Origin of the sequence: Actinomadura oligospora ATCC 43269, assembly GCF_000518265.1 — a bacterium.
GTDB classification, from domain to species: domain Bacteria; phylum Actinomycetota; class Actinomycetes; order Streptosporangiales; family Streptosporangiaceae; genus Spirillospora; species Spirillospora oligospora.
In genome coordinates this window covers 1-22978 of sequence record NZ_JADG01000007.1, presented here as the reverse complement: position 1 = coordinate 22978, position 22978 = coordinate 1, and the positions used below count along the sequence as shown (strand labels likewise).

Annotated in this window: 24 protein-coding genes and 1 riboswitch; of the genes, 10 read left to right on the top strand and 14 right to left on the bottom strand. The window is 71.9% G+C overall.

Annotated features, from left to right (window positions below):
• Nucleotides 1-42: 42 nt before the first annotated feature.
• The 4 genes from P696_RS44290 to P696_RS0109430 form a co-directional block, all read right to left on the bottom strand.
• Nucleotides 43-426 carry a LuxR C-terminal-related transcriptional regulator gene (locus P696_RS44290; RefSeq protein WP_342669007.1) on the bottom strand — a complete coding sequence of 128 codons (384 nt, stop codon included), beginning with the start codon at nucleotides 424-426 and terminating at the stop codon, nucleotides 43-45.
• Between the two features lie 46 nt (nucleotides 427-472).
• Nucleotides 473-2077 (bottom strand): AMP-binding protein, encoded by a 1605-nt coding sequence (locus P696_RS0109440; protein ID WP_026412161.1) that lies wholly within the window; start codon nucleotides 2075-2077, stop codon nucleotides 473-475.
• A 2-nt stretch (nucleotides 2078-2079) separates the two neighbouring features.
• Nucleotides 2080-3762 (bottom strand): AMP-binding protein, encoded by a 1683-nt coding sequence (locus P696_RS0109435; RefSeq protein ID WP_051467204.1) that lies wholly within the window; start codon nucleotides 3760-3762, stop codon nucleotides 2080-2082.
• Nucleotides 3763-3912: 150 nt separating this feature from the next.
• Complete coding sequence (locus P696_RS0109430; protein ID WP_034484054.1) at nucleotides 3913-4794, bottom strand: LysR family transcriptional regulator; 882 nt, start codon at nucleotides 4792-4794, stop codon at nucleotides 3913-3915.
• An 89-nt stretch (nucleotides 4795-4883) separates the two neighbouring features.
• Here P696_RS0109430 and P696_RS44285 point away from each other — a divergent pair, with 89 nt between their 5' ends.
• The gene (locus tag P696_RS44285) at nucleotides 4884-6062 is read left to right on the top strand and encodes an MFS transporter (protein ID WP_084337129.1); all 1179 of its coding nucleotides are present in this window, start codon (nucleotides 4884-4886) and stop codon (nucleotides 6060-6062) included.
• Between the two features lie 130 nt (nucleotides 6063-6192).
• Here the strand turns inward: P696_RS44285 and P696_RS0109420 are convergent, their stop codons facing one another.
• The 6 genes from P696_RS0109420 to P696_RS0109395 form a co-directional block, all read right to left on the bottom strand.
• On the bottom strand, nucleotides 6193-7404 hold the full coding sequence (locus tag P696_RS0109420) for an RNA polymerase sigma factor (protein ID WP_026412158.1): 1212 nt from the start codon (nucleotides 7402-7404) through the stop codon (nucleotides 6193-6195).
• Nucleotides 7401-7763: a YciI family protein gene (locus P696_RS0109415; RefSeq protein WP_026412157.1), complete on the bottom strand. Its 363-nt coding sequence runs from the start codon at nucleotides 7761-7763 to the stop codon at nucleotides 7401-7403. Before P696_RS0109415 ends, P696_RS0109420 begins: the two co-directional genes overlap by 4 nt.
• Before the next feature lie 48 nt (nucleotides 7764-7811).
• Nucleotides 7812-8555, bottom strand: a complete 744-nt coding sequence (locus P696_RS0109410; RefSeq protein WP_026412156.1) for an SDR family NAD(P)-dependent oxidoreductase — start codon at nucleotides 8553-8555, stop codon at nucleotides 7812-7814.
• A 131-nt stretch (nucleotides 8556-8686) separates the two neighbouring features.
• Nucleotides 8687-9178, bottom strand: coding sequence for a group II truncated hemoglobin (locus P696_RS0109405; protein ID WP_026412155.1), 492 nt, complete (start codon nucleotides 9176-9178; stop codon nucleotides 8687-8689).
• A gap of 88 nt (nucleotides 9179-9266) precedes the next feature.
• Nucleotides 9267-9842 carry a copper resistance CopC family protein gene (locus tag P696_RS0109400; protein ID WP_064743976.1) on the bottom strand — a complete coding sequence of 192 codons (576 nt, stop codon included), beginning with the start codon at nucleotides 9840-9842 and terminating at the stop codon, nucleotides 9267-9269.
• Nucleotides 9843-9960: 118 nt separating this feature from the next.
• Nucleotides 9961-10677, bottom strand: a complete 717-nt coding sequence (locus tag P696_RS0109395) for a hypothetical protein (protein WP_051467199.1) — start codon at nucleotides 10675-10677, stop codon at nucleotides 9961-9963.
• Between the two features lie 160 nt (nucleotides 10678-10837).
• A riboswitch (cobalamin riboswitch) is annotated at nucleotides 10838-11041 on the top strand.
• A 168-nt stretch (nucleotides 11042-11209) separates the two neighbouring features.
• On the opposite strand from P696_RS0109395, the gene P696_RS0109390 reads away from it, so the two are divergent.
• The 5 genes from P696_RS0109390 to P696_RS55740 all read left to right on the top strand — a co-directional run bounded on the left by P696_RS0109390 (nucleotide 11210) and on the right by P696_RS55740 (nucleotide 16521).
• A complete protein-coding gene (locus P696_RS0109390; protein ID WP_026412152.1) occupies nucleotides 11210-13504 on the top strand; it encodes a ribonucleoside-diphosphate reductase subunit alpha in 2295 nt (764 codons plus the stop codon).
• 5 nt (nucleotides 13505-13509) lie between these two features.
• A complete protein-coding gene (locus P696_RS0109385; protein ID WP_245627585.1) occupies nucleotides 13510-14529 on the top strand; it encodes a ribonucleotide-diphosphate reductase subunit beta in 1020 nt (339 codons plus the stop codon).
• A gap of 116 nt (nucleotides 14530-14645) precedes the next feature.
• Complete coding sequence (gene manA / locus P696_RS0109380) at nucleotides 14646-15806, top strand: mannose-6-phosphate isomerase, class I (RefSeq protein ID WP_026412150.1); 1161 nt, start codon at nucleotides 14646-14648, stop codon at nucleotides 15804-15806.
• A 39-nt stretch (nucleotides 15807-15845) separates the two neighbouring features.
• The gene (locus tag P696_RS0109375) at nucleotides 15846-16259 is read left to right on the top strand and encodes an acyl-CoA thioesterase (protein ID WP_026412149.1); all 414 of its coding nucleotides are present in this window, start codon (nucleotides 15846-15848) and stop codon (nucleotides 16257-16259) included.
• Nucleotides 16260-16344: 85 nt separating this feature from the next.
• Nucleotides 16345-16521 carry a hypothetical protein gene (locus tag P696_RS55740; RefSeq protein ID WP_157429597.1) on the top strand — a complete coding sequence of 59 codons (177 nt, stop codon included), beginning with the start codon at nucleotides 16345-16347 and terminating at the stop codon, nucleotides 16519-16521.
• 35 nt (nucleotides 16522-16556) lie between these two features.
• On the opposite strand, the gene P696_RS0109365 is transcribed toward P696_RS55740, so the two are convergent.
• Nucleotides 16557-17987: an amino acid permease gene (locus tag P696_RS0109365; protein WP_026412148.1), complete on the bottom strand. Its 1431-nt coding sequence runs from the start codon at nucleotides 17985-17987 to the stop codon at nucleotides 16557-16559.
• A 150-nt stretch (nucleotides 17988-18137) separates the two neighbouring features.
• Nucleotides 18138-18725 (bottom strand): hypothetical protein, encoded by a 588-nt coding sequence (locus tag P696_RS0109360; RefSeq protein WP_157429596.1) that lies wholly within the window; start codon nucleotides 18723-18725, stop codon nucleotides 18138-18140.
• A 468-nt stretch (nucleotides 18726-19193) separates the two neighbouring features.
• Between P696_RS0109360 and P696_RS44280 the strand changes: the two genes are divergently transcribed.
• A complete protein-coding gene (locus tag P696_RS44280) occupies nucleotides 19194-20213 on the top strand; it encodes a hypothetical protein (protein ID WP_051467197.1) in 1020 nt (339 codons plus the stop codon).
• A gap of 15 nt (nucleotides 20214-20228) precedes the next feature.
• On the opposite strand, the gene P696_RS0109350 is transcribed toward P696_RS44280, so the two are convergent.
• Both P696_RS0109350 and P696_RS44275 read right to left on the bottom strand, forming a co-directional pair.
• Entirely contained in the window at nucleotides 20229-20855 is a 627-nt protein-coding gene (locus P696_RS0109350; RefSeq protein WP_026412146.1) for an NAD(P)-dependent oxidoreductase, read from the bottom strand.
• A gap of 34 nt (nucleotides 20856-20889) precedes the next feature.
• A complete protein-coding gene (locus tag P696_RS44275) occupies nucleotides 20890-21375 on the bottom strand; it encodes an SgcJ/EcaC family oxidoreductase (protein WP_034484048.1) in 486 nt (161 codons plus the stop codon).
• 164 nt (nucleotides 21376-21539) lie between these two features.
• Here P696_RS44275 and P696_RS0109340 point away from each other — a divergent pair, with 164 nt between their 5' ends.
• From P696_RS0109340 to P696_RS54105, 3 genes are all read left to right on the top strand, one after another.
• A complete protein-coding gene (locus P696_RS0109340; RefSeq protein WP_034484045.1) occupies nucleotides 21540-21986 on the top strand; it encodes a hypothetical protein in 447 nt (148 codons plus the stop codon).
• Nucleotides 21976-22512 (top strand): DUF3995 domain-containing protein, encoded by a 537-nt coding sequence (locus P696_RS44270; protein WP_245627584.1) that lies wholly within the window; start codon nucleotides 21976-21978, stop codon nucleotides 22510-22512. Before P696_RS0109340 ends, P696_RS44270 begins: the two co-directional genes overlap by 11 nt.
• A 179-nt stretch (nucleotides 22513-22691) precedes the next feature.
• Nucleotides 22692-22978: IS5 family transposase (locus P696_RS54105; RefSeq protein ID WP_157429595.1), on the top strand; the 287-nt coding region annotated here is incomplete at its 3' end.

The window sequence follows — 22978 nt, the reverse complement described above, 5'->3', positions numbered from 1 at the left end:
GCCCCCCACCGCCCGAACCGGGCGGCGGCGTGGTCACCGTCGTCAGGGGAGGAGGCCCTGGCGGCGGGCGGTGGAGACGGCTTCGGTCCGGGTGTGGCTGTCGAGTTTGCGCATGGCGGAGCGGAGGTAGCTCTTCACGGTCTCGGGGAGGAGGCCGAGGCGTCCGGCGGCCTCGGCGTTGGTGCAGCCGAGGGCGACCTGGGCGAGGACGTCGAGTTCGCGGGGGGAGAGTTTCGGGCTCTGCGGACGGCGGGGCGGGGGCCCGCCCGCGGCGGCGAGGCGGCGGGACGCGTCGCGGAGGCGGTCGCGGACCTCGTGGTCCGCGACCCGCTCGGCGAGTTCCAGCAGTTCGGCGTGGACGGCCCGGACCTCCTCCCAGCCCGGGTGGGAGGACAGGACGGCGGTGCGGGCCTCCTGCTCGTTCATGCACGTCAGCATGCCCCGAACGGCGGCGAACGCCAACCGGGGAAGGTCAGGGGAGGCCCAGGATGTCCACCGCCTCGGCGCGCATCTGGACCTTGCGGACCTTCCCGGTCACCGTCATCGGGAAGTCGTCCACGACGTGGACGTACCGGGGGATCTTGTAGTGGGCGAGGCGGCCCGCGCAGTACTCGCGCAGGGATTCGGGGGTGAGGACCGGGGCCTCGGGGCGCAGCCGCACCCAGGCCATCAGCTCCTCGCCGTACTTCTCGTCCGGGACGCCGATGACCTGCGCCTCGAGGATGTCGGGGTGGGTGAAGAGGAACTCCTCCACCTCGCGCGGGTAGATGTTCTCGCCGCCCCGGATGACCATGTCCTTGATCCGGCCGGTGATGGTGACGTAGCCGTCGTCGTCCATCGCGGCGAGGTCGCCGGTGCGCATCCAGCGGGCGGCGTCGATCACCTGGGCGGTCTGCTCGAGCTGGTCCCAGTAGCCGAGCATGACCGAGTAGCCGCGGGTGCACAGCTCGCCGTGGACGCCGCGCGGCACCGCCGCGCCGGTCTCCGGGTCGACGACCTTGACCTCCAGGTGCGGGTGGACGGTCCCGACCGTCCCGACGCGGCGTTCGAGGGAGTCGCTCACGCGGGTCTGCGTGGACACCGGGGAGGTCTCGGTCATGCCGTAGCAGATCGTCACCTCGCCCATCCCCATCCGGTCGATGACCTGCTTCATCACCTCGACCGGGCAGGGCGAGCCCGCCATGATCCCGGTGCGCAGCGAGGACAGGTCGTGCGCGGCGAAGGACGGGTCGTTCAGCTCGGCGATGAACATCGTCGGGACGCCGTACAGGGACGTGCAGCGCTCGGCGGAGACGGCCGCGAGGGTCTTCGCGGGGTCGAAGGCGGGCGCGGGGATGACGATGCACGCGCCGTGCGAGGTCGCCGCGAGGTTGCCCATCACCATGCCGAAGCAGTGGTAGAAGGGCACCGGCACGCAGATCCGGTCCTCCTCGTCGTAGCCGCAGATCTCGCCGACGAAGAAGCCGTTGTTCAGGATGTTGTGGTGCGAGAGGGTCGCGCCCTTGGGGAAGCCGGTCGTCCCGCTCGTGTACTGGATGTTGATCGGGTCGTCCGCGGAGAGGGTGACCTCGGGAAGCTCGCCGTCCCGCCCGGACTCGAGGAGGGCGGCCCAGGAGTCGCGGCCGAGGAGCAGGACGTCCCGCAGGTCGGGGCAGTTCGGACGGGCCTGCTCGATCATCCCCGCGTAGTCGGACGTCTTGAACGACGGGGCCGCGACCAGCGTGCGGATCCCGGCCTGCTTCAGGACGAACTCCAGCTCGTGCGTCCGGTAGGCGGGGTTGATGTTCACCAGGATCGCGCCGAGCCTCGCCGTCGCGTACTGGACGAACACCCACTCGGCGACGTTCGGCGCCCAGATCCCGACCCGGTCGCCCATGCGGACGCCGAGCGCGGCCAGGCCGCGCGCGACGACGTCCACCTCGTCGTCGAGCTGCGCGTACGTCCAACGGCGGCCGGTCTCGCACTCGACGAGCGCCTCCCGGTCGGGGAAGGACGCGACGGTCCGCTCGAGGTTCGCGCCGATCGTGTCGCCGAGCAGCGGCAGCGCGGACGTTCCGGACGCGTAGGAGAGGGCCATGGTCACTTGCCGTTCTCGCGGAACTCGCCCGCCGGGCGGGCCTCGGGCTCGGGGTGCTTGCCGAGCTCGGCCGTCCGCAGCTCGACGCGGCGGATCTTGCCGGAGATCGTCTTCGGCAGCTCCGCGGTGAACTCCAGCAGCCGCACCCGCTTGTACGGGGACAGCCGCGCCGCGCAGTGCTCGAAGATCGACTGCGCGGTCGCGTCCGTCGGCTCGAAACCGGCGGCGAGCGTCACGTACGCCTTCGGGACGGCCAGGCGCACCGGGTCCGGGGACGGCACGACCGCCGCCTCGGCGACCGCGTCGTGCTCGATCAGCACGCTCTCCAGCTCGAACGGGGAGATCTTGTAGTCGGACGCCTTGAACACGTCGTCGGCGCGTCCGACGTAGGTGATGTAACCGTCCTCGTCGCGGGCGCCGATGTCGCCGGTGTGGTAGACGCCGTCGCGCATCGCCTCGGCGGTGCGCTCCTCGTCGCCGTGGTACCCGGCGGTCAGGCCGAGCGGACGTTCGGCCAGGTCGAGGCAGATCTCGCCCTCGTCGCCGCGCTCCCCGGTGACCGGGTCGACCAGCACGACCTCGTAACCGGGCACGGGACGTCCCATCGAGCCCGGCTTCACCGGCTGGCCGGGCGTGTTCGCGATCTGGACGGTGGTCTCGGTCTGCCCGAAGCCGTCCCGGATCGTGATGCCCCAGGCGTCCCGGACCCGGTCGATGACCTCGGGGTTCAGGGGCTCGCCCGCCGCGACGACCTCGCGCGGCGGGTTCCGGAGCGCGCCGAGGTCGGACTGGATCAGCATCCGCCACACGGTCGGCGGCGCGCAGAACGAGGTGACGCCGCACCGGTCGATCGCGTCGAGCAGCCTGCCCGCGTCGAAGCGCGTGTAGTTGAAGATGAAGACGGTCGCCTCGGCGTTCCACGGCGCGAAGATGTTGCTCCACGCGTGCTTGGCCCATCCGGGCGAGGAGATGTTCAGGTGGACGTCGCCGGGCTGGAGGCCGATCCAGTACATCGTGGACAGGTGGCCGACCGGGTAGGACGCGTGCGTGTGCTCGACGAGCTTCGGCTTCGCGGTCGTCCCGGACGTGAAGTACAGCAGCAGCGTGTCGTCGGCGCAGGTCGTCCCGTACGGGGTGAAGTGCGGGTCGGCGTCGTAGGCGTCGGTGTAGCGCAGCCAGCCGTCGACGGGCTCGCCGACCGCGATCCGCGTGTACGCGCCGGGCACGTCCGCGAACTTCGCGGCGCTCGCGGACGAGGCGACGACGTGCTTGGCGTGCCCGCGCTCGATGCGGTCGTGCAGGTCGTCCGGGCCGAGGAGCGGCGTGCAGGGGATCATCACCGCGCCGAGCTTCATCGTCGCGAGGACGGTCTCCCACAGCTCGACCTGGTTGCCGAGCATGACGACGACGCGGTCGCCGCGCCGCACGCCCGCGCCCCGCAGCCAGTTCGCGACGCGCGCGGACCGCTCGGCCATCTCCGCGAAGGAGTACCTGGCCTCCGAGCCGTCCTCCTCCACGATCCACAGCGCGGTGCGGTCGTTCTCGTCCGCGATGTGGTCGAACCAGTCCAGCGCCCAGTTGAAGCCGGTCAGCACCGGCCAGCGGAACTTCTCCCGCGCCGCCTGGTAGTCCTCGCGATGGGCCAGCAAGAAATCACGCGCCGCCCGGAACTCGACCGCCTGCATCGAAGGATCCCCTCCTCGTCTCACCAGGATCGTTTCCAGTCTGTGTGACGCGCGCCACCCCCGAACGGGGGTAGTCGTGCGCTGGACGGATCCTTCGCCGCCGGGAAAGGCCGAGGTGAGGGCGGCGGACGGGGTCAGAGGCGGGCGGGGTCAGAGGCGGGTGGTGACGAGGTCGGCGAAGGCGCGGAGGGCGGGGGTGGGGTCGCCGCGGCGCCGGACCAGGCCGAGGACGGAGTCGGGGAGGCCGTCGACCGGGACGTAGGCGATGTCGGAGCGGGCGAACGACCGGCCGGTCGGGACGCAGAACATCAGGCCGCCGCGTCCGGCGGCGATGGTGATCAGGGCCTCCTGGAAGCTGGACACCGACGGGCCGCGCGGGATGGGACGGCCGTCCGGGGTGGACGTCGGCGACATGAGCTCGCGCCAGTACGCGGGAGCGGGGCCGGTGACGTCCAGGAGGGGGACGTTCGCGAGGTCCTCGGCGTGCAGGCGGCCCCGGCGCGCGGCCGGGTGGCGGGTGGAGAGCGCGACGGCCTGCTGCTCCTTGGCGAAGGACGGTCCGACGACCAGGTCCGGCTCGGTGACCGGGAGCAGGGTGACGATCGTCTCGACCTCGCCGCGGCGGAGCGCGCCGAACGGGTCGGTCATCGGGACCTCGGCGAAGGTGACCGTGAGCTCGGGGTTGCGGGCCTCCAGGATCCCGGCGGCCTCGACGACGCCCTCGCGGGCCGTCCCGGTGAGGAAGCCGACGCGGAGCTCGCCGGTGATGCCGCGGGCGGCGGCGCGGGCGTTGTCCATGGCCGCGTGCAGGGCCTGGTAGGCGGGACGCAGCTCGGACAGGAGGCGCTCGCCGAGCGGGGTCGGCCGGACGCTGCGGCTCGTCCGGTCGAACAGGCGTCCGCCGACCTGCCGTTCCATCGACCGGACGAGCTGGCTGACCCGGCCCTGCGAGAGTCCGAGCCGGTCGCCGGTCCGGCCGAAGTGCAGTTCCTCGCCGAGCACGAGCACGCACTCCAGTTCACGAAGCTCCACCCCGCCCCCTTCTGGCCGATCAGTCGAGTTAATCCAAGGATGCGCGGATCGTCGTTGTTCCGGCCGCCGTCCGGCCGGAGCCTGGAACCATGATCGCCAAAGCTCCGCTGGTGGTGGCGACGGGCACGTTCACGATCGTCACCACCGAGATGCTCCCGGTCGGCCTGCTGTCCCCGATGGCCGATGACCTGCGGGTTCCCGAGGGGACGGCCGGGCTCGCGGTGACGCTGCCCGGCATGGTCGCCGCCGTCGCCGCGCTCGCCGTCGCCATCGGCGCGGGACGGCTCGACCGGCGCGTCTTGCTGTGCTCGCTGGCCGGGCTGGTCGCGGCGGCGAACGCGGTCTCGGCGGTCGCGCCGTCGCTGGGCGTGCTGCTCGGCGCGCGGGTCCTGGTGGGCGTCGCGATCGGCGGGTTCTGGGCGGTCGCGGCGGGGATCGCGCCCCGGCTCGTCGAGGAGAGCCGGGTCGGGACGGCCACGGCGGTGATCTTCGGCGGGGTCGCGGTCGCGTCGGTCGTGGGCGTCCCGGCGGGCGCGCTGGTCGCGCAGGTCGCGGGGTGGCGGGCCTCGTTCGGGGTGATGGCCGTGCTGCCCCTCGTGGTCCTCGTCCTGATGGCGGTGTCGCTGCCGCCGCTGCCCGCGACGACGCCCTTCCGGCTCTCCGACCTGCCGGGCGTGCTGCGGCTGCCCACGGTCCGGCTGGGGCTGGCTCTGACGATCCTGATGGTCGTCGGCCACTTCGCCGCCTACACCTACGTCCGGCCGGTGCTGGAGGAGGTGGGCGGGGTGCGGTCGGCGCTGATCGGGCCGATGCTGCTCGCCTACGGGCTGGCCGGGATCGCGGGCAACTTCCTCGCCGGGCGGACGGCCGTCCGGAACCCGCGTCTGACGCTGCTCGCCCAGGCGGTCGCGATCGCGCTGGTCACGGCCGTCCTGGCGGCGACGTCCCTTCCGGCGGTGCTGCCGCTGCTGGTCTGGGGCGTCGCGTACGGCGGTGTCTCGGTCTCGCTGCAGACGCTGCTGTTCTCCGAGCGGGACGTGCCGCCGGAGGCCGCCTCGTCGCTGATGTCGTCCTCCTTCAACGGGTCGATCGCGCTCGGCGCGCTGGTCGGAGGGCGGATCACGGACGGTCCGGGCCTCACCCCGCTCCTCTGCACGGCCGCCGTCCTCACCGCGCTGGCCGCGCTCCTCGCCCTCGCGTCGTCCGCTGCCTCCCGGCGCTCACGCCCGTCCGCCGACCCACTGCCCGCCGAGACCGCCACGCGCTGAGGCTGGCCACGCGTTCAGGACGCCACGCGCTGAGACCGCTGCCCGGCGAGACCGCCACGCGCTGAGGCTGACCACGCGCCGAGGCCGCCACGCGTTCAGGACGCCGTGCGCTGGGGCCGCTGTCCGCAGGTCAGGTGCGGAGGCGGTCGGCGCGGCGGGTGAGGTGGCGGTGTTCGGGGGCGCTGGACGTGCGGCGGGCGGCGGCGCGGTAGGTCTCGGCGGCCTCGGCCGTCCGGCCCTGGAGTTCGAGCAGGTGGGCGCGGGCGGCGAGCAGGCGGTGGTGGTCCTTGAGGCGTTTGTCCCGCTCGAGGGCGTCCAGGAGGGCGAGGGCCTCGTCCGGGCCCTGGATCTCCGCGACCGCGACGGCCCGGTTCAGGGACACCATCGGGTTGTCCGGATCGGCGAGCGCGAGCAGGTCGTAGAGGGCGAGGATCTGCGCCCAGTCGGTCGCGTCCGGGGATTCGGCCTCGTCGTGGACGGCGGCGATCGCGGCCTGGAGCTGGTACGGGCCGACGTCGCCGCGCGGGAGGGTGCGGCTGACCAGGTCGACGCCCTCGGCGATGAGATCCCCGTCCCAGAGCGCGCGGTCCTGCTCGTCCAGCGGGACGAGTTCCCCGGACGGGCTCGTGCGCGCGCGACGGCGGGCGTCGGTGAGCAGCATCAGCGCGAGCAGACCGGCCGTCTCGGTGTCGTCCGGGACGAGCCCGTGGAGCATCCGGGCCAGCCGGATCGCCTCCGACGACAGTCCGGGCGCGGTGAGGTCCGGGCCGCCGGACGAGGTGTACCCCTCGCTGAAGATCAGGTACAGGACGTGCCGGACCTCGGCCAGCCGCGCGGCGCGCTCGGCGTCCGGCGGCATCCCGGACGCCTTCAGCGATTGCTTCGCCCGGCTGATCCGCTGCGCCATCGTCGCCTCGGGCACCAGGAACGCGGCGGCGATCTGCGCCGTCGTGAGGCCGCCGACCGCGCGCAGCGTCAGCGCGACGCGGCTCGGCTGCGACAGCGACGGGTGGCAGCACATGAACAGCAGGAGCAGCGAGTCGTCCCGGTCGAGCACGGGGTCCGGCGCGGGCTCAGGCTCGGCGGCGGCCCGGGCGTCCTCGCGGCGGCGGCGCGCCTCGTCGCTGCGGATCTCGTCCACCAGGCGGCGGGACGCGACGGTCAGCAGCCACCCGCCCGGATTGTCCGGGACGCCCTCCTCCGGCCATTTCAGCGCGGCCGACAGCAGCGCCTCCTGGACGGCGTCCTCGCACGCGTCGAACATCCCGTGTTTGCGCACGAGCGCGCCGAGGACCCGCGGCGCGCACTCGCGCAGCAGGTCCTCGACGTCGCGTCCGCTCATGGGACCTCGGGAGCCTCGTGCGGGACGGGCCAGAGCTCGATCGGCTCCCGGTCGGCCAGCGGCATCTCGGCGACGATCTCCTGGGCCCGCTCGGCGCTCTCGACGTCCAGCAGGTAGAGGCTGCCGATGTACTCCTTGGTCTCCAGGTACGGCCCGTCGGTCACGACGGGCGCGCCGTTCTCGCGGCGGACGAGGCGCGCGCTCGTCTCGTCCCCGAGCCCGTACGCGCCGACCAGCTCACCGGTCGCCTTGTACTTGGCGTTGAACGCGTTCTGCCTGTCGACCACGTCGGCGAACACCTCGGGCGGGATCGCGTCCCACTTCTCCTGGTTGCCGTAGATCAGCGCGAGGTACTTCACGGCGGATGCCCCTCCTCGTTCGGGACATCCATTCTCCCTGGTCGCGGGTCAGGCGGAGAACCCGCCGTCCACGCTGATCGTGGTGCCGGTCACGTACGCGCCGCCCGGACCGGCCAGGTGGACGACCGTCGCGGCGATCTCGTCCGGCGCGGCGTACCGGTTCAGCGCCGTGAACCCCGCGAAGGTCGGGGCGTTCTCGCCGTCCGCCGGGTTCAGGTCGGTGTCGGTCGGGCCGGGGTGGACGACGTTGACGGTGATCCCGCGCGGGCCGAGGTCGCGCGCGAGGCCCTTGGTCATGCCGGTCAGCGCCGTCTTGCTCATCGCGTAGAGCGAGAAGCCGGGGAACGGCGTGTGCTCGGCCACGTTGCTGCCGACGCTGACGATCCGCCCGCCGTCCGCCATGTGCCGGACGGCGGCCTGCGCCGCGACGAACGGCGCCCGGATGTTCAGCGCGATCGTCTGCTCCAGCTGGTCCGCGCCGATCTGGTCGACGGGCGCGACGATGAACGCCGCGGCGTTGTTGACCAGGATGTCGAACCGCCCGAACGTCTCGGCGGTCTCGTCCACGGCCGCGACGACGGCGGCGGCGTCCGCGCCGTCGGCCCTGATCGCCAGGGCCCGGCGGCCGGTCTGCTTGATCTTCTCGACGACCTTCCCGGCCGCCTCGTCGTTGCTCTGGTAGGTGAACGCCACGTCGGCCCCGGCCTCCGCGAGACGCACGGCGACCGCCGCGCCGATGCCCCGGCTTCCGCCCGTGACCAGCGCGACCTTGTTCTCGATCTCGTTGCTCATGTGTTCGAGTCTGTGCCGCGCGGGGCCCCCTCGCTGGCGGAAAACCGACGCCTCATCGACCGTTCAACGACAGAGACCGAGACAGGCCGAGCGGGACGCGTCGCCGGGGCGGACGCGTCCCGCACGCCGCCTCAGGACGGGATGTACGGCGGCGCGACGCCCCAGCCCCAGTGCGGCACGGGGGCTTCGAGGGGCGGGGTCGCGTCCGGCTGCGAGTTGGTGAGCGCGATCCGGGTGCCCCACTCGATGTAGCCCGCGAACGCGGCGCGGAACTCGGGGTCGTCCGGCAGGCCGACCTCGTCGGCGGCGTCCATCAGCAGGCTCACCCAGCGGCGGCGCTGCGGCTCGGTGATCGCCTTGCCGAGGTGCTGGCGGACCATGTGGTGGTATCCGCCGCGCTCCTCGCTGTACCGCTCCGGGCCGCCGAACACCTCGGCGAGCCACATCGCCACGTACCTCGGGTGGTCCTTGTCCATGTGCGCGAACAGCGGGCCGATCAGGTCGTCCTTGAGCACGTGCCCGTAGAAGACCTCGGTGAGCCGCTGGAACGCCTCCTCGCCGCCCGCCCACGCGAACAGCGTCGGGACGGCGTCGGACTCGTGTCCGCCTTGTTCCTCGTTCATGATGATCACTCTGGCAGCGCCAGGGGATGTAATCAAGTAATCATTTCGGGAGGATGGCCGGATCCGGCCACCCTCCCGGGACGATCCGTCAGCTCGTGCGGGAGCGGCGCGTCCAGGCGACGACGCCGCCGATCGCCGCGAGGACGACCGCGCCGAGCCCGATCCACAACCAGCCCGCGCTTCCGCCGCCGTCCGACGACGAGGAGGACTCCGACGGAGCCGCGGACACAGGCGCGGACGCCGCCGAGGACGCCGACGCCGACGGGGAGGTGGACGGCGAGCCCTTCACGGTGAACGTGAACTCGCCCGTCACCGGATGGCCGTCGTCGGAGACGGCGCGCCAGCCGACCGTGTAGACGCCGTCGGACAGCGGTCCCTTGACGTCCTCGGTGACGACGTTGTCCACGGCGCGCGCGGAACCCGCCTCGTGCCGTCCGCCGGACGCGTCCGTGAGGATGATCTTCGGGTGCCCGACCGGCTCCGAGTACGTGAGGGTGATCTTCGACGGGGACGCGACCGTCGCGCCCGACGCCGGATCGGACTTCTTCAGCGCGGTGTGCGCGGACGCGGACGGGACGAACCCGGCGAGCGAGACGCCCGCCAGCGCCGCCACGACACCGATCCGCCGCGCGCGCACCAGAGGCGCGTGAACCTTGGAAGACATAGGGGAACTCCGTTCAGGCAGGAGAACCGGACGGGCTGAAACCACGTCCGGTAGCGATCCGGAAACCGCGCGCGGGTGACCCGGCGCGCGGCGACGACCGGCCCGTCCGGAAGGCGGATCAGGCGGTCGTGAAGCCGAGAGAACGGAGAACCGGCGGCCCGCGCCGCACGACCTGATGTCGCAGAGCGCGCCTAAGTGCCGCAGCAGGCGCAAAGCCCGAAACGACCACACCGCGCACCGGAGGCGGCGCGACGACCTCGGACGCGGCGGCCAGCAGCGCCAGCAACACCCGGACGGGCCGGTCCGCGAACGAGGCGATCCGGCGGGCCAGCGTCCACGCGGCGCGTTCGCCGCGCCACAGCCACCAGCCCGACACGAGACCCGCCACGACATGCGCGAACGTCATCGCCGCGCCCGGCCCGTGCGACGCGACGACCACCGCCATGTGGTGGCCGTCGTGCATGGACGAGATCCCACCCACAGTCCCGCCCACACTCCCGCCCACGGGGTGCGAAACGGGCGCGCAGGACCCGCACGCGCTCGCGTACAGCGTGTGCAGGGCGAACTGCCCGCCGACGAGCCCGCCCGCGATCGTCGGCAGCGACCGCTCGTGGCCGGTCAGCGCGTAGGTGACCGCGAGCACCCCGGCGAAACCGGTCAGCGCCGCCCAGGCCGGGACGGCCGTCGAGGCCGCCAGGGCATGGCCGAGCGTCGCCAGCGCGACGCACACGGTGGAGAACACCAGGGCGCGCGCGAGGCGGAGGTTCGGCCGGTGGATCGAGGTCGCGGACGGGCCCGGCGAGGCCGCGGACCGGCGGGGCAGGGCGGCGGTCATGTCGCCCCCAATGGTGCCATCCCCGCGCCGCGCCGCCCACCTGGCCCCCCGGATAGGTGTTCGAACACGCCCAACATGTTGGGGTTGCAAAGTGCGTCGCCTCAAGATGTAGGGTCAAGTCCCGTGCTGGTTCGCCCGCACCGCCGCTCCGCGCCGCCACGCGTCGAGCGGTGGTGCGGGCGTCGCAAGAGGGAACCCGGTGGAAATCCGGGACTGCCCCGCAGCGGTGAGCGGGAACGACCGCCGTCATGAGCACTGGATCCGCCGAGCGCGGACCGGGAAGCGACGGTCAGTAGGCCAGGCGACGCGAGAGGCGTCGGCCGTGCCCGCGAGTCCGAAGACCTGCCCGCACGACGGATCGTCCGAGAGCCTCGCGGGAGGCCGGAGGACGAGCGCGCGAGCCTGCCCGGACGTCACGGGGCGCCGCCCGCGGACCCGGCCCGAGCCGGGGCCCGGCGGCCGACGACCGGGGCCGGTGACGCGCGCTCGCCCCGGCCGCCCCCGCGAGGGTGATGCGAGGGGAAGAGGGCACATGACGCAGCAGCTGGACGCGCCGGTGGAGACCGCGCGGGGTGTGCTTGAGGCCGAGGTCGGACGGGCCTGCGCGGGCCTCGCGGACGCCGAACCGGGACGGGTCCTCGCGGCGGTCCGCGGCACGGACGCGGCCACGGACGTCGCCGGGCTGCGGGAACAGGCGATCGGCGAGGCCGCCGCGCTGGTCGCGGTCGAGCCCGCGTACTCCAGGGTCGCCGCGCGCCTGCTGAACGCGCACATCGCCGAGGAGGCCGCGTCCCAGGGCGTCCGCACGTTCGCCGAGTCGGCCGCCGCCGCGCACCGCGAGGGCCTGATGGCCGACGCGCCCGCCGCGTTCGTCGCCGCCAACGCGGACGCGCTGAACGCGCTGGTGGACGAGTCCGCCGACGACCGGTTCGAGTACTTCGGCCTGCGCACCGTCTACGACCGCTACCTGTGGCGGCACCCGAGGACCCGGCGCGTCCTGGAACGGCCGCAGTTCTTCCTGATGCGCGTCGCGGTCGGGCTCGCCGAGACGGTCGACGACGTCCGGGAGCTGTACGGGCTGCTGTCGACGCTGTCGTACCTGCCGTCCTCGCCGACGCTGTTCAACAGCGCCGCCCGCCGGTCGCAGCTGTCGTCCTGCTTCCTGCTGGACGCGCCGCGCGACGAGCTGGAGTCGATCTACGAGCGGTACGCGCAGGTCGCGCGGCTCAGCAAGTACGCGGGCGGCATCGGCGTCTCGTGGACGCGGGTCCGGTCGCGCGGCTCGCTCATCCAGGGCACCAACGGCCTGTCGAACGGGATCGTCCCGTGGCTGCGGACGCTCGACTCGTCGGTCGCGGCGGTCAACCAGGGCGGACGCCGCAAGGGCGCGGCCTGCGTGTACCTGGAGCCGTGGCACGCCGACGTCGAGGAGTTCCTGGAGCTGCGCGACAACACCGGCGAGGACGCCCGCCGCACGCACAACCTGAACCTCGCCAACTGGATCCCGGACGAGTTCATGCGCCGCGTCGAGCGCGACGAGGACTGGTCGCTGTTCGACCCCAAGGTCACCCCCGAGCTGACCGACCTCTACGGCGACGACTTCGACCGCGCCTACCGCGCCGCCGAGGCCGCGGGGAAGGCCGTCCGGACGATCTCCGCGCGCCGCCTCTACGGCCGCATGATGCGGACCCTCGCCGAGACCGGCAACGGCTGGATGACCTTCAAGGACATCTCCAACCGCGCCTGCAACCAGACGGCGGAGAAGGGCAACGTCGTCCACCTGTCCAACCTGTGCACCGAGATCCTCGAGGTGACCAGCGACGGCGAGACCGCCGTCTGCAACCTCGGCTCGATCAACCTCGGCGCGCACGTCCTCCCCGGCGGGACGGTCGACTGGGAGCGCCTCCGCGCGACCGTCCGCACCGCCGTCCGCTTCCTGGACCGGACGATCGACCGCGGCTTCTACCCGACCGGCGAGGCCGAGAAGGCGAACAAGAAGTGGCGTCCCATGGGCCTCGGCGTCATGGGCCTCGCGGACGTGTTCTTCAAGCTCCGCCTCCCCTTCGACTCGGACGAGGCCAGGACGCTCTCCACCCGCATCGCCGAGGAGATCTCCCTCGCCGCGTACGGCGCGTCCGCCGACCTGGCCGAGGCGCACGGCCCGCACCCGGCCTACGACCAGACCCGCACCGCGCGCGGCCAGCTGCACATCGACCACTTCCCGGACGCCGCGATCACCCGTCCGGACGCCTGGGACGCCCTCCGCGCCCGCGTCGCCCGCACCGGCCTGCGCAACTCGCTGCTCATCGCCGTCGCCCCGACCGCGACCATCGCGTCCATCGCGGGCTGCTACGAGTGCATCGAGCCGCAGGTGTCCAACCTGTTCAAGCGCGAGACGCTGTCCGGCGAGTTCCTGCAGATCAACCAGTACCTCGTCCGGGACCTGAAGGCCGAGGGCCTGTGGCTGCCCGAGGTCCGCGAGGCGATCAAGCGCGCGAACGGCAGCGTCCAGGGCCTCGCCGACCTCCCGGACGACGTCCGCGTCCTCTACCGGACGGCCTGGGAGCTGCCGCAGAAGGCGCTGATCGACCTCGCCGCCGCCCGGACGCCGTTCATCGACCAGTCCCAGTCGCTGAACCTGTTCATGGAGACCCCGACCATCGGGAAGCTCTCCTCGATGTACGCCTACGCCTGGCGCAGCGGCGTCAAGACCACCTACTACCTGCGCAGCCGTCCCGCGACGCGCATCGCGCAGACCACCGTCTCGGCGACCGAAGCGGTCATCTGCTCGCTCGAGAACCCCGAGACCTGCGAAGCCTGCCAGTAAGCGGCGTGGAAGAACCGGAGACCAAGGAAATGCTGCTCGACCCCGGCATGGACCTCACCCTGCGGCCCATGCGCTATCCCGACTTCTACGAGCGCTACCGCGCCGCCATCCGCAACACCTGGACGGTCGAGGAGGTGGACCTCGCGTCCGACCTCGCCGACCTGGCCCGCCTCACGCCCGAGGAACTGCACCTGGTCAACCGCCTGGTCGCGTTCTTCGCGACGGGCGACTCGATCGTCGCCAACAACCTCGTGCTCAACCTCTACAAGCACGTGAACGCGCCGGAGGCCCGCCTCTACCTGTCCCGGCAGCTGTTCGAGGAGGCCGTCCACGTCCAGTTCTACCTGACCCTGCTGGACACCTACCTGCCCGACCACGACGAGCGCGTCAAGGCGTTCGCCGCGATCGAGCACATCCCGTCCATCCGGGCCAAGGCCGAGTTCTGCTTCCGCTGGATCGACTCGATCGGCAAGCTGGACGAGCTCACCACCCGCGACGACCGCCGCGCGTTCCTGCTCAACCTCATCTGCTTCGCCGCCTGCATCGAGGGCCTGTTCTTCTACGGCGCGTTCGCCTACGTCTACTGGCTGCGCTCCCGCGGCCTGCTGAACGGCCTCGCGTCCGGGACGAACTGGGTCTTCCGCGACGAGTCCATGCACATGGAGTTCGCGTTCTCCGTCGTGGACACCGTCCGCGCCGAGGAGCCGGACCTCTTCGACGCCGACCTCACCGCCTCGGTCACCCGCATGATCGAGGAGGCCGTCGAGGCCGAACTCGCCTTCGCCCGCGACCTCTGCGGCGACGGCATGCCCGGCATGAGCGCCGACGACATGCGCCGCTACCTGGAGTACGTCGCCGACCAGCGCCTCACCCGCCTCGGCCTCCCCGCCCGCTACGGCACGGCCAACCCCTTCGCGTTCATGGAGCTCCAGGACGTCCAGGAGCTCTCCAACTTCTTCGAACGCCGGGTTTCCGCCTACCAGATCGGGGTCGAGGGCTCCGTCGCCTTCGACGAGTCCTTCTAGCCCCACCCGGGCGGGCCCTGACGGGTCCCTCGCCGTCTCCTTCCCGGGCCCGGAACGGCGGTCCGAGTATGCGGAGAGGGACGCCGTGCGGTATCCCATACGGGATGGAAACTGCCGTGACGACGTCTGCCGCGCTCGTGCGGCTCGACTGCACCGTCCGCTGCTATGCCTGGGGCTCGCGGACGGTGCTGGCCGAGCTGCTCGGACGCGTGCCCGGGGACGAGCCCCAGGCCGAGCTGTGGGTCGGGGCGCATCCGGACGCCCCGGCGCGGCTGCGCGGGGACGGGCGGACGCTGCCCCAGTACATCGCGGGGGACGTCCACGCGGCGCTGGGGCCGGACGCGGGGGAGCGGCTGCCGTTCCTCCTCAAGGTGCTCGCGGTCGAGCACCCGCTGTCGCTTCAGGTGCATCCGGACGAGCGGCAGGCGCGGGAGGGGTTCGCGCGGGAGAACGCCGCCGGGCTCGCCCCGGACGCCCCTGATCGCAATTACCGGGACGACTCGGCCAAGCCCGAGATGGTGTGCGCCCTGACGACGTTCGACGCGCTGTGCGGGCTCCGGGAGCCGCGGGAGGCCGCCGGGCTGGTCGGGGCGCTGGGCGTCCCGGAGCTGGACGAGGTCGTCGCGGCCCTCGCGGCGGGGGACGCCAAGCGGGCCGTCGAGATGCTGCTCACCTGGCCGTCCGGGCTGAGGGGCGCGCTGGTCGAGGACGTCCGGAAGGCGTGCGCGGGGCTCGACGGCGAGCCCTACCGGGTGGTCGAGCTGCTCGCGGAGCTGCACCCGGACGACACCGGGCCGGTCACCTCGCTGCTGATGAACCTCGTCCGGCTGGAGCCGGGCGAGGCGCTGAACGTGCCGCCGCGCACGCTGCACGCCTACCTGCGCGGGACGGCCGTGGAGATCCTCGCCAGCTCGGACAACGTGCTCCGAGGCGGCCTGACGCCCAAGCACGTGGACGTCGCCGAGGTGCTGGCCGTCGCCGATTTCGGGGCGTTCGACCCGGTTCCGCGGAAGGCCGTGCCCGCGCCGAACGGCGAGGGCGTGTTCCCGTCCCCGGCGGCGGCGTTCCGGCTCACGCGGTGCGTGCCGGGGGCGGAGAAGATCGTCCTGGACCGGCCGGGCCCGAGCGCGCTCCTGTGCCTGGACGGTCAGGTCACCGTCACCCGGGACGGCCGCGCCGAGGAGCTGCGGCGCGGTGAGGCGCTGTTCGTCCCCTTCCGGGGCGGGCCGGTCGCGCTGACCGGCGAGGGAGAGGTGTTCCGCGCCACACTCGCCTGACCTGGGAGGCGAGTGGTCCGCTCACTAGGCTCGGCGGGCATGAGCAGCGATTACCCCTATTGGGAGACCGTCCCCACCCGGTGGAACGACAACGACGTGTACGGGCACGTCAACAACGTCGTCCACTACATGCTCATGGACACCGTGATCAACCAGTGGATGATCAGGACGGCCGGGTTCGACCCCCTGGGCGGCGACGCGATCGCGATGTGCGTCGAGTCGCACTGCGTGTACAAGGCCGAGGTGTCCTTCCCCGACACGATCCGGATGGGGCTGCGGGTCGGCAAGCTCGGCCGGTCCAGCGTCCGCTGGGAGATCGGGATGTTCCGGTCGGACGGGACGCTGGTCGCCGAGGGCCACTTCGTCCACGTGTTCGTCGGCCGGGAGAACCGCCGCCCGCAGGAGATCGCGGGTTCGATCCGGTCGGAGATGGAGAAGCTGACGGTCGCGTGAACGCGTCCCGGGGACGCCGTCCGGCAGGTGATCACTTTCTGATTCTTCGAGTTTTCCCTGACCCTCCGCCAGGTAGGTCCGGATCATGACTCAGTACCGCGTGGTGTACGGACCGGCGGAGCAGCCGGTCACCGAGACGGTCGAGGCCGACGAGATCGTGGAGGAGGGCGGCATCGTCACGTTCTTCAAGGACGACGACGCCGTCCTGCGCGTCCAGAAGGCGCACATCCACAACCTGCCGGACCTCCCGATCGAGACCTGACGACCGGGAGGCCCGAGGGAGGCCCGACGGCGTTCTCAGCCCTTCGCCGTCTCGGTTTTGTTGAGGTGGGAGCGGCGGCGTCCGTAGGCGAAGTACACGACGCATCCGAGGACGAACCAGACCGCGAACCGCACCCACGTCTGCCACGCCAGGAAGGTGATCAGCCAGATCGAGAAGCAGATCCCGACCAGCGGCACGAACGGCATCAGCGGCGTCCGGAACTGCCGAGGCAGGTCGGGACGCTTGTAGCGGAGCACGATCACCGCCGCGCAGACCACGATGAACGCCAGCAGGATGCCGATGTTGGTGAGCTCGGCGGCCTCCGCGATCGGGAAGAACCCGGCGATCAGCGCCGATCCGGCGCCGAGGATCCAGGTGATCCGCGTCGGGACGTGCCGGGTCGGGTGGGTGCGCGCGAACCAGCCGGGGAGCAGGCCGTCCCGGCTCATCGCGAACCAGACCCGGGTCGCGCCCATCATGAAGGTGAACAGCACGGTCAGGATGCCGACGATCGCGCCGACCGCGATGACGAGCCCGAGCCCGTTCATCCCGACGCTCTTGAACGCCGAGGAGAACGCGGCGGTCGGGTTGATCTCGGTGTAGGGGACCATCCCGGTCAGCACCAGGCAGGCCAGGACGTACAGCACCATCGAGATCGCCAGCGAGATGAGGATCGCCATCGGCATGTGCTTCCGCGAGTCCTTCGACTCCTCCGCCGCGGTGCTCATGGCGTCGTAGCCGAACACGGCGAAGAAGACGGTCGCGGCCCCGGTGAACGCCCCGCCCCATCCGAACGGGAAGAACGGCGAGTAGTTGCCCGCGTGGATCTTGAAGACCCCCACCACGATGACCAGCAGGACGATGGCGACCTTCAGGTAGACCAGCGCCGACTCGAAGCGCGCCGCGCTCTTCATGCCGAGGTTCAGCACGTAGGCGATGAGCAGGCAGAGCAGCGCCGCGAACAGGTTGATCTTGTAACTGTGCTCGGGGACGCCGTGCGGTTCGGTGCCGGGCGCGCCCGCCATCCAGTTCGGCAGGTGGACGTGCAGGAAGCCGAGCAGGTCGTTGAAGTAGCCGGATATCCCGATCGCGACGACCGCGACGATCGCGGTGTACTCGAGCAGCAGGTCCCAGCCGATGGCCCAGCCGGTGAACTCGCCGAGCACCGCGTACCCGTAGGTGTAGGCCGATCCGGCGCGCGGGATCAGCCCGGCGAACTCGGCGTAGGAGAACGCGGCGGCGGCGCTCGCGACGCCCGCCACCAGGAACGAGATCAGGACGGCCGGTCCGGCGGTCTCGTGCGCGACCGCCCCGGCGAGGGAGAAGATCCCGGCCCCGATGATGCCGCCGATGCCGATGGCCGTGAGCTGCCAGAGGCCGAGCGTCCGGGTGAGCGCGGTCTCCGCGCCGCCCTCCTCGATCTGGTCGATGGGTTTGCGTCGCGTCAGGTCGCCGAACAGTGTCATGCCGTGCCTTCCTCCGCGGTGTCCCCCGACTGGAAAGGTCACCGAGATCGTCACATATCGCTATCCGCAGCGGAAGATCCCCAATAACGGGCGGTTAACCCCACCTCACCCGTTCTGATCGTCCGACGGGCCGACGCGGCCCCCGGCTTTTCACTCGCCGGGCAGGTAGAGCAGCGCGTGGACGGCCCGTTGCTGCACGCCAGCGTCCCATTGGGCCGCCGCCGAAGCCACGAGCCCGTCCAGTTCGGCGAGGCGGTCCGCCCGTCCCGTCCGGCGCTCGGCGTCCCACGCGCCGACCCACCGGGCGTGCGCCGCCTGCAGATCGATCAGCCGGACGGCCGTCGTCTCGCAGAACGTCCGGACGCCGTGCCGCCGCATCACGCCCCACGCGGACGCGGGGGACGAGACGAGCGGGCCCGCCCAGCGTTCGGCCAGGTCCGTGAGGTCGAGGCGGCCCACCCGCTCGTCCAGTTCGCTCCAGAGGCGGGAGCGGTCGCCGTGCTCCAGCAGCCTGGTCAGCAGCGTCTCCGCCCGCTCCAGGTTGGCGGCCTTGGCCTGGAACACCCCGGCCACGCCGCGCCGCGTCCGCGCCGCCCCCGACCGGGCGGCGTGGACGGCCTCACCGAGCTGGACGGCGTACATGCCCTCCAGCGACAGGCGCCGGGAGAGGCGGTCCCAGGCCTCGACGGGCCCCCGCTCCGCATAAGATCGGAGAATTGCATTTCCCTGGAACCCCATTCAGAACACCACCCGATTGCCCTGGGGAACATGGCCGCCCCCATTCTGGGATGGCGACTCCGGTGACTCCACACAGCCTTTGGCCAAAATATCCACACAAGGCTGGATCTCCTGAAGGGCCTGGCCGACACTGACGTTGTGTCAGAATGTCGGGCAAATGACCTGCTGCGCGCCGCGCGAACGGCCCTCGGCTACTCACAGCATGAGTTCGCCGAGCGACTCGGCGCGTTCATGCGTGAGAATCTCAAGGTCAACGTCGCTCCCAGTGGTAATCTCGTCGGCCTCTGGGAAAGGGGTGAAGTCCGTCCGAGCCGGAAATATCGGCAGGGCCTGAGCGCGTTCACCGGCCTGTCCGAATCGGATCTGGGATTTCCGGAGCTACCCTTTAGTGGCCCGTTGGCATCGTCGGACATCACGGCGTCCCCCGTGGGGGAGGATTCCCGCGATGAGGATGAGGCGGGTGAGAAGGTGCTCCGGCGAGAACTGCTGATGCTGGGCGGCGTGACGCTGGCCGGAGGGCTCGTCGGCTCGTCCGCCGACCCCGTGACCGGCCCGATCGAGGCGGTGCTGGTCTCCGCCCCCGAGCAGGTCGCGTCGCCGGGCGTCCCGTCCCTGCGGCGGGCGCTCGACCAGGCGTGGCGGGCGTACACCGACTGCCGCTACGCCGAGGCGGCGCGGGGTCTTCCCCGGCTGATCAGCGCGGCCTCGGCGGGACGCGACGACACCGCCGGCCAGGAGCGCGCCCGGTACTCGGCGCTGCTCGCGCAGGCGTACATCCTGTCGTGCGAGCTCGCGGTGAAGCGGAACGAGAACACCCTGGCCTGGGTGTCCGGAGACCGGGCGCTCCAGGCCGCGCGGGCGAGCGGCGTCCCGTCCGTCGTGGCCGCCTCGTCCCTCGCCGTCGGCATGTCCATGCGCCGGGTCGGACGCTGCGACTCGGCGGTCCGGCTGCTCACCGGCACCGCGAGCGACCTGGTGCAGCACACCCGGCCCTCGCCCGAGACGCTCGCCGACTACGGGTCGCTGCTGTGCGCGGCGTCCTACGCGGCGGCGCAGGGCGGACGCGACGGCGTCGCCCTCGACCTGCTGGACGAGGCGGAGCGGGCGGCCGTCCGTCTCGGCGGGACGTCCGCGCGGACCGCCGGGCACCGCTCGTTCACCCAGACCAACGTGCACGTGTACCGGATCAGCGTGTGCACCGCGCTCGGCGACACCGCCGCCGCCCTGGACGCCGCCGACCGGGTCCGTCCGCACCGCCTCGGGTCGGCCGAGCGGAGGCAGCGGTTCGTGATCGACAAGGCGCGGGCGCTCGTCCGGCACGGGCGGACCGCGGACGCGTTCGTCCTGCTGGGGGCGGCTGAGGCGACCGCTCCGGAGGAGTACCGGAGGCCGTCCGTCCGGGCGCTGGTGGGCAACATCATCCAGGCGCCGGGCCCGAAACCGCCGGGCCTGTACGAGATGGCCGCCCGCATCGGCGCACCCCGCTAGGACGAGACGGCGACGCTAGGACGAGACGGCGACCGGCTGGGCGAACGTGAGCGGATCGTCCAGGTGGTCGACGATGAAGGCGGCCAGGTCGGCGCGGGACGTCCGGTTCCCGACGCGCTCGGTCGCGCCGATCGAGACGCGCGGCGTCCCCGAGCCCGGACGGTCGTTCAGGCCGGTCGGGCGGACGGCCGTCCACACCAGCCCGGACGCGGCGAGCTGCGACTCCATCCGCTCCATGTCCTCGTACGCGTGCCGCATGAGGCGGGACAGGGCGCGGGCGGCGAGGCGGGTGCCGGGCCCGGCGTCCGCCGGGACGGCCAGCCCGGCGGACGAGATCACCACAAGCCGGGCACCCTTGGGGAGGGCCGTGATGATCGCGGCGGTGCCCGCCGAGTAGAGGTCGGTGGGCCCGCGCCCGGTCGTTCCGAGCGCGGAGATGACGGTGTCGTGGCCGGTCAGGGCCTCGCGGAGGGCGTCGGGGTCGGTGACGTCCGCCGCCCGGACGGTCAGCCGCGCATGCTCGATGCCGAGCGCTTCGGGACGGCGTGCGACAGCGGTGACGGAGTGCCCGGCGGCGAGCGCGCGCTCCACGACGAGGCGTCCGGTGCGTCCGGTGGCGGCGACGACGGCAACGGAAGGCATGGGGGGATCCTCGGTTCCTGTCTGTCAGGCCAGGTCAGGCGGCGTGGGCGGCGGCGGGCGCGGCAGGGGCGGGGGCGGCGGGCCTGCTGGCGGGCTGGAACTTGAAGGAGATGGCCTCCATCAGCGGCTTGCGCTTGGTGTTCTGGAACGCCGCGATCCGCCACGCGCCGTCCGCCTCGCGCACGAACGTGTAGGTCTGGATCTTGTCGAGCCTGGAGGGCGCGTCGCCCTTGTGGGTCGCGCCGCGCGTGATGACCAGGGCGCTGTCGGGGCTGGTCAGGCGGATGCTCTGGGTCTCGGACGCGAGCTTGGTGCCCTTCACGAAGGTGTCGAACAGGACCTGGTGGGCTCCGCCGATCTCCTCGGCGCCCTGGTAGAGGGTGCCGACGTAGGTGATGTAGGTGGCGTCGTAGGTGAACTCGGCGCCGTAGGCGGTGCCGTCGCCCGCGTTCCAGGCGGCGGTGAGGCGGTCGAGGACGGAGACGATGGCAGCGATGTCGGCGGCGGTGGTGGTGTTCATTCCAGGCTCCTCTGCTCTGCTGCAGTAACTTCTCTTGCGAAGTCTCTGCGTTGAGGAAGACATTAGGTCGGGCGGCGGCACGTGTCAACCCTCGTCCGCGCGGGGGATGTGGATCACCCGCGCGGGGGAGGGCCCTCGCGTCCGCGATCTCTAGCGTCGGAGGCATGGCTGCACCGGATCGGCAACGACGCTGGCCCGCGTTCGCGCTGGCCGCCGTGTTCCTGGCGTACGCCGTTGGCAAGGCGGCTTTCGCCATGCAGGCCCGCCTCGGCTTCCCCGGCGGACCACCCGTGTCGGACGCCGAGACCCGCGACTACTTCCTGAATCCCGCCCTGGCCCAGTGGTTCGCGACCGCCACCGGCGTCCTCGCCGCCGTCCTGACCCTCGCCACGGTCACGGCGACCGGACGACGCGTCCCGCGCCCGCTCATGCTGCTCGTCCTCGCCGGAATGGCGGTGGCCGTCCTCGGCGGTGGCGGGATCATGGCGCTGGACGCGTTCATCGGCCTCGGCGTCGGCTGGAACGCGTACTACGGCGTCCTCGGAATCGCGATGGTCGCCCTGTTCGCGGAAACGACCCGCTCGTACCTCAAGGTGACCCGTGCCGTCTGACCGCACCCGCTTCGGCGCCTACGGCGCAGCGGCCTGCGCCGTCGCCTACGGCTCTATGAAGCTCGCCCAGGCCCTCGGCGCGAACGCGCTCGCCGACAAGGACCCGCTACGTCCCGACCTGCGAGAACGCCTCCTCGCCCGCGACCCGATGTTCGTCGCGAGCCACTGGATCCTCGCCACGGCGGCGGTCATCGGCGTCCTGACGGCCCTGGCCACCGTCCGCCCATGGAACGTCCCCCGCCGCCCGCTCATCGTCCTCACGTGGACGATCGGCCTCTTCATGATCGTCCGGGCCATCGGCGTCCTCGGCTTCGGCTTCGTCGGCGACACCCTCGTCCTCACCGGCGTCACCCCACCCGACCCCGAGTACGCGGACCTCTCACGCCACCTGGCCCGCTGGGACCTGGCCCTCTGGTCCCCGTTCTTCCTCACCTGGGGAACCTGCTGGACCCTGGCCGCCCGCCACACCACCAGAACAAGACGAGCCCCTGGCCGCACCCCGCAACCAGAGGCCCATCAACCCTGACCAGAAACCCAGTCAGCTCCTCAACTCCCGAACGGCCACCACCAGCGAACGCCACTCCCGCCCGTTCAGTGCCAGCCGAGCCCCGGGGGCCTTCGAATCGCGCACCCCAACTCGCGCCCCTAGGGCGTGTCCGTTGGATCTTGGGGTTTGGCTGAGGTTGATCTGGGTGTCGGGGTGTGATGGCGGGTGTGATTCGTCGTCATGAGTTGACTGATGCCGCGTGGGTGCGGATTGAGCCGCTTCTGCCTGGTCATCCTCGCCAGGGTGGCCGGTGGGTCGATCATCGGACGGTGTTGAACGGGATCTTGTGGAAGTTGGCGACCGGGGCGCCGTGGCGGGACCTGCCCGAGCGGTATGGCAACTGGAAGACGGTGTATGAGCGGTATCGGCGGTGGGCTGCTGACGGGACCTTCGACTCCCTGCTGGAGCATGTTCAGGTTCATGACGACTCGGTCGGCCGGATCGA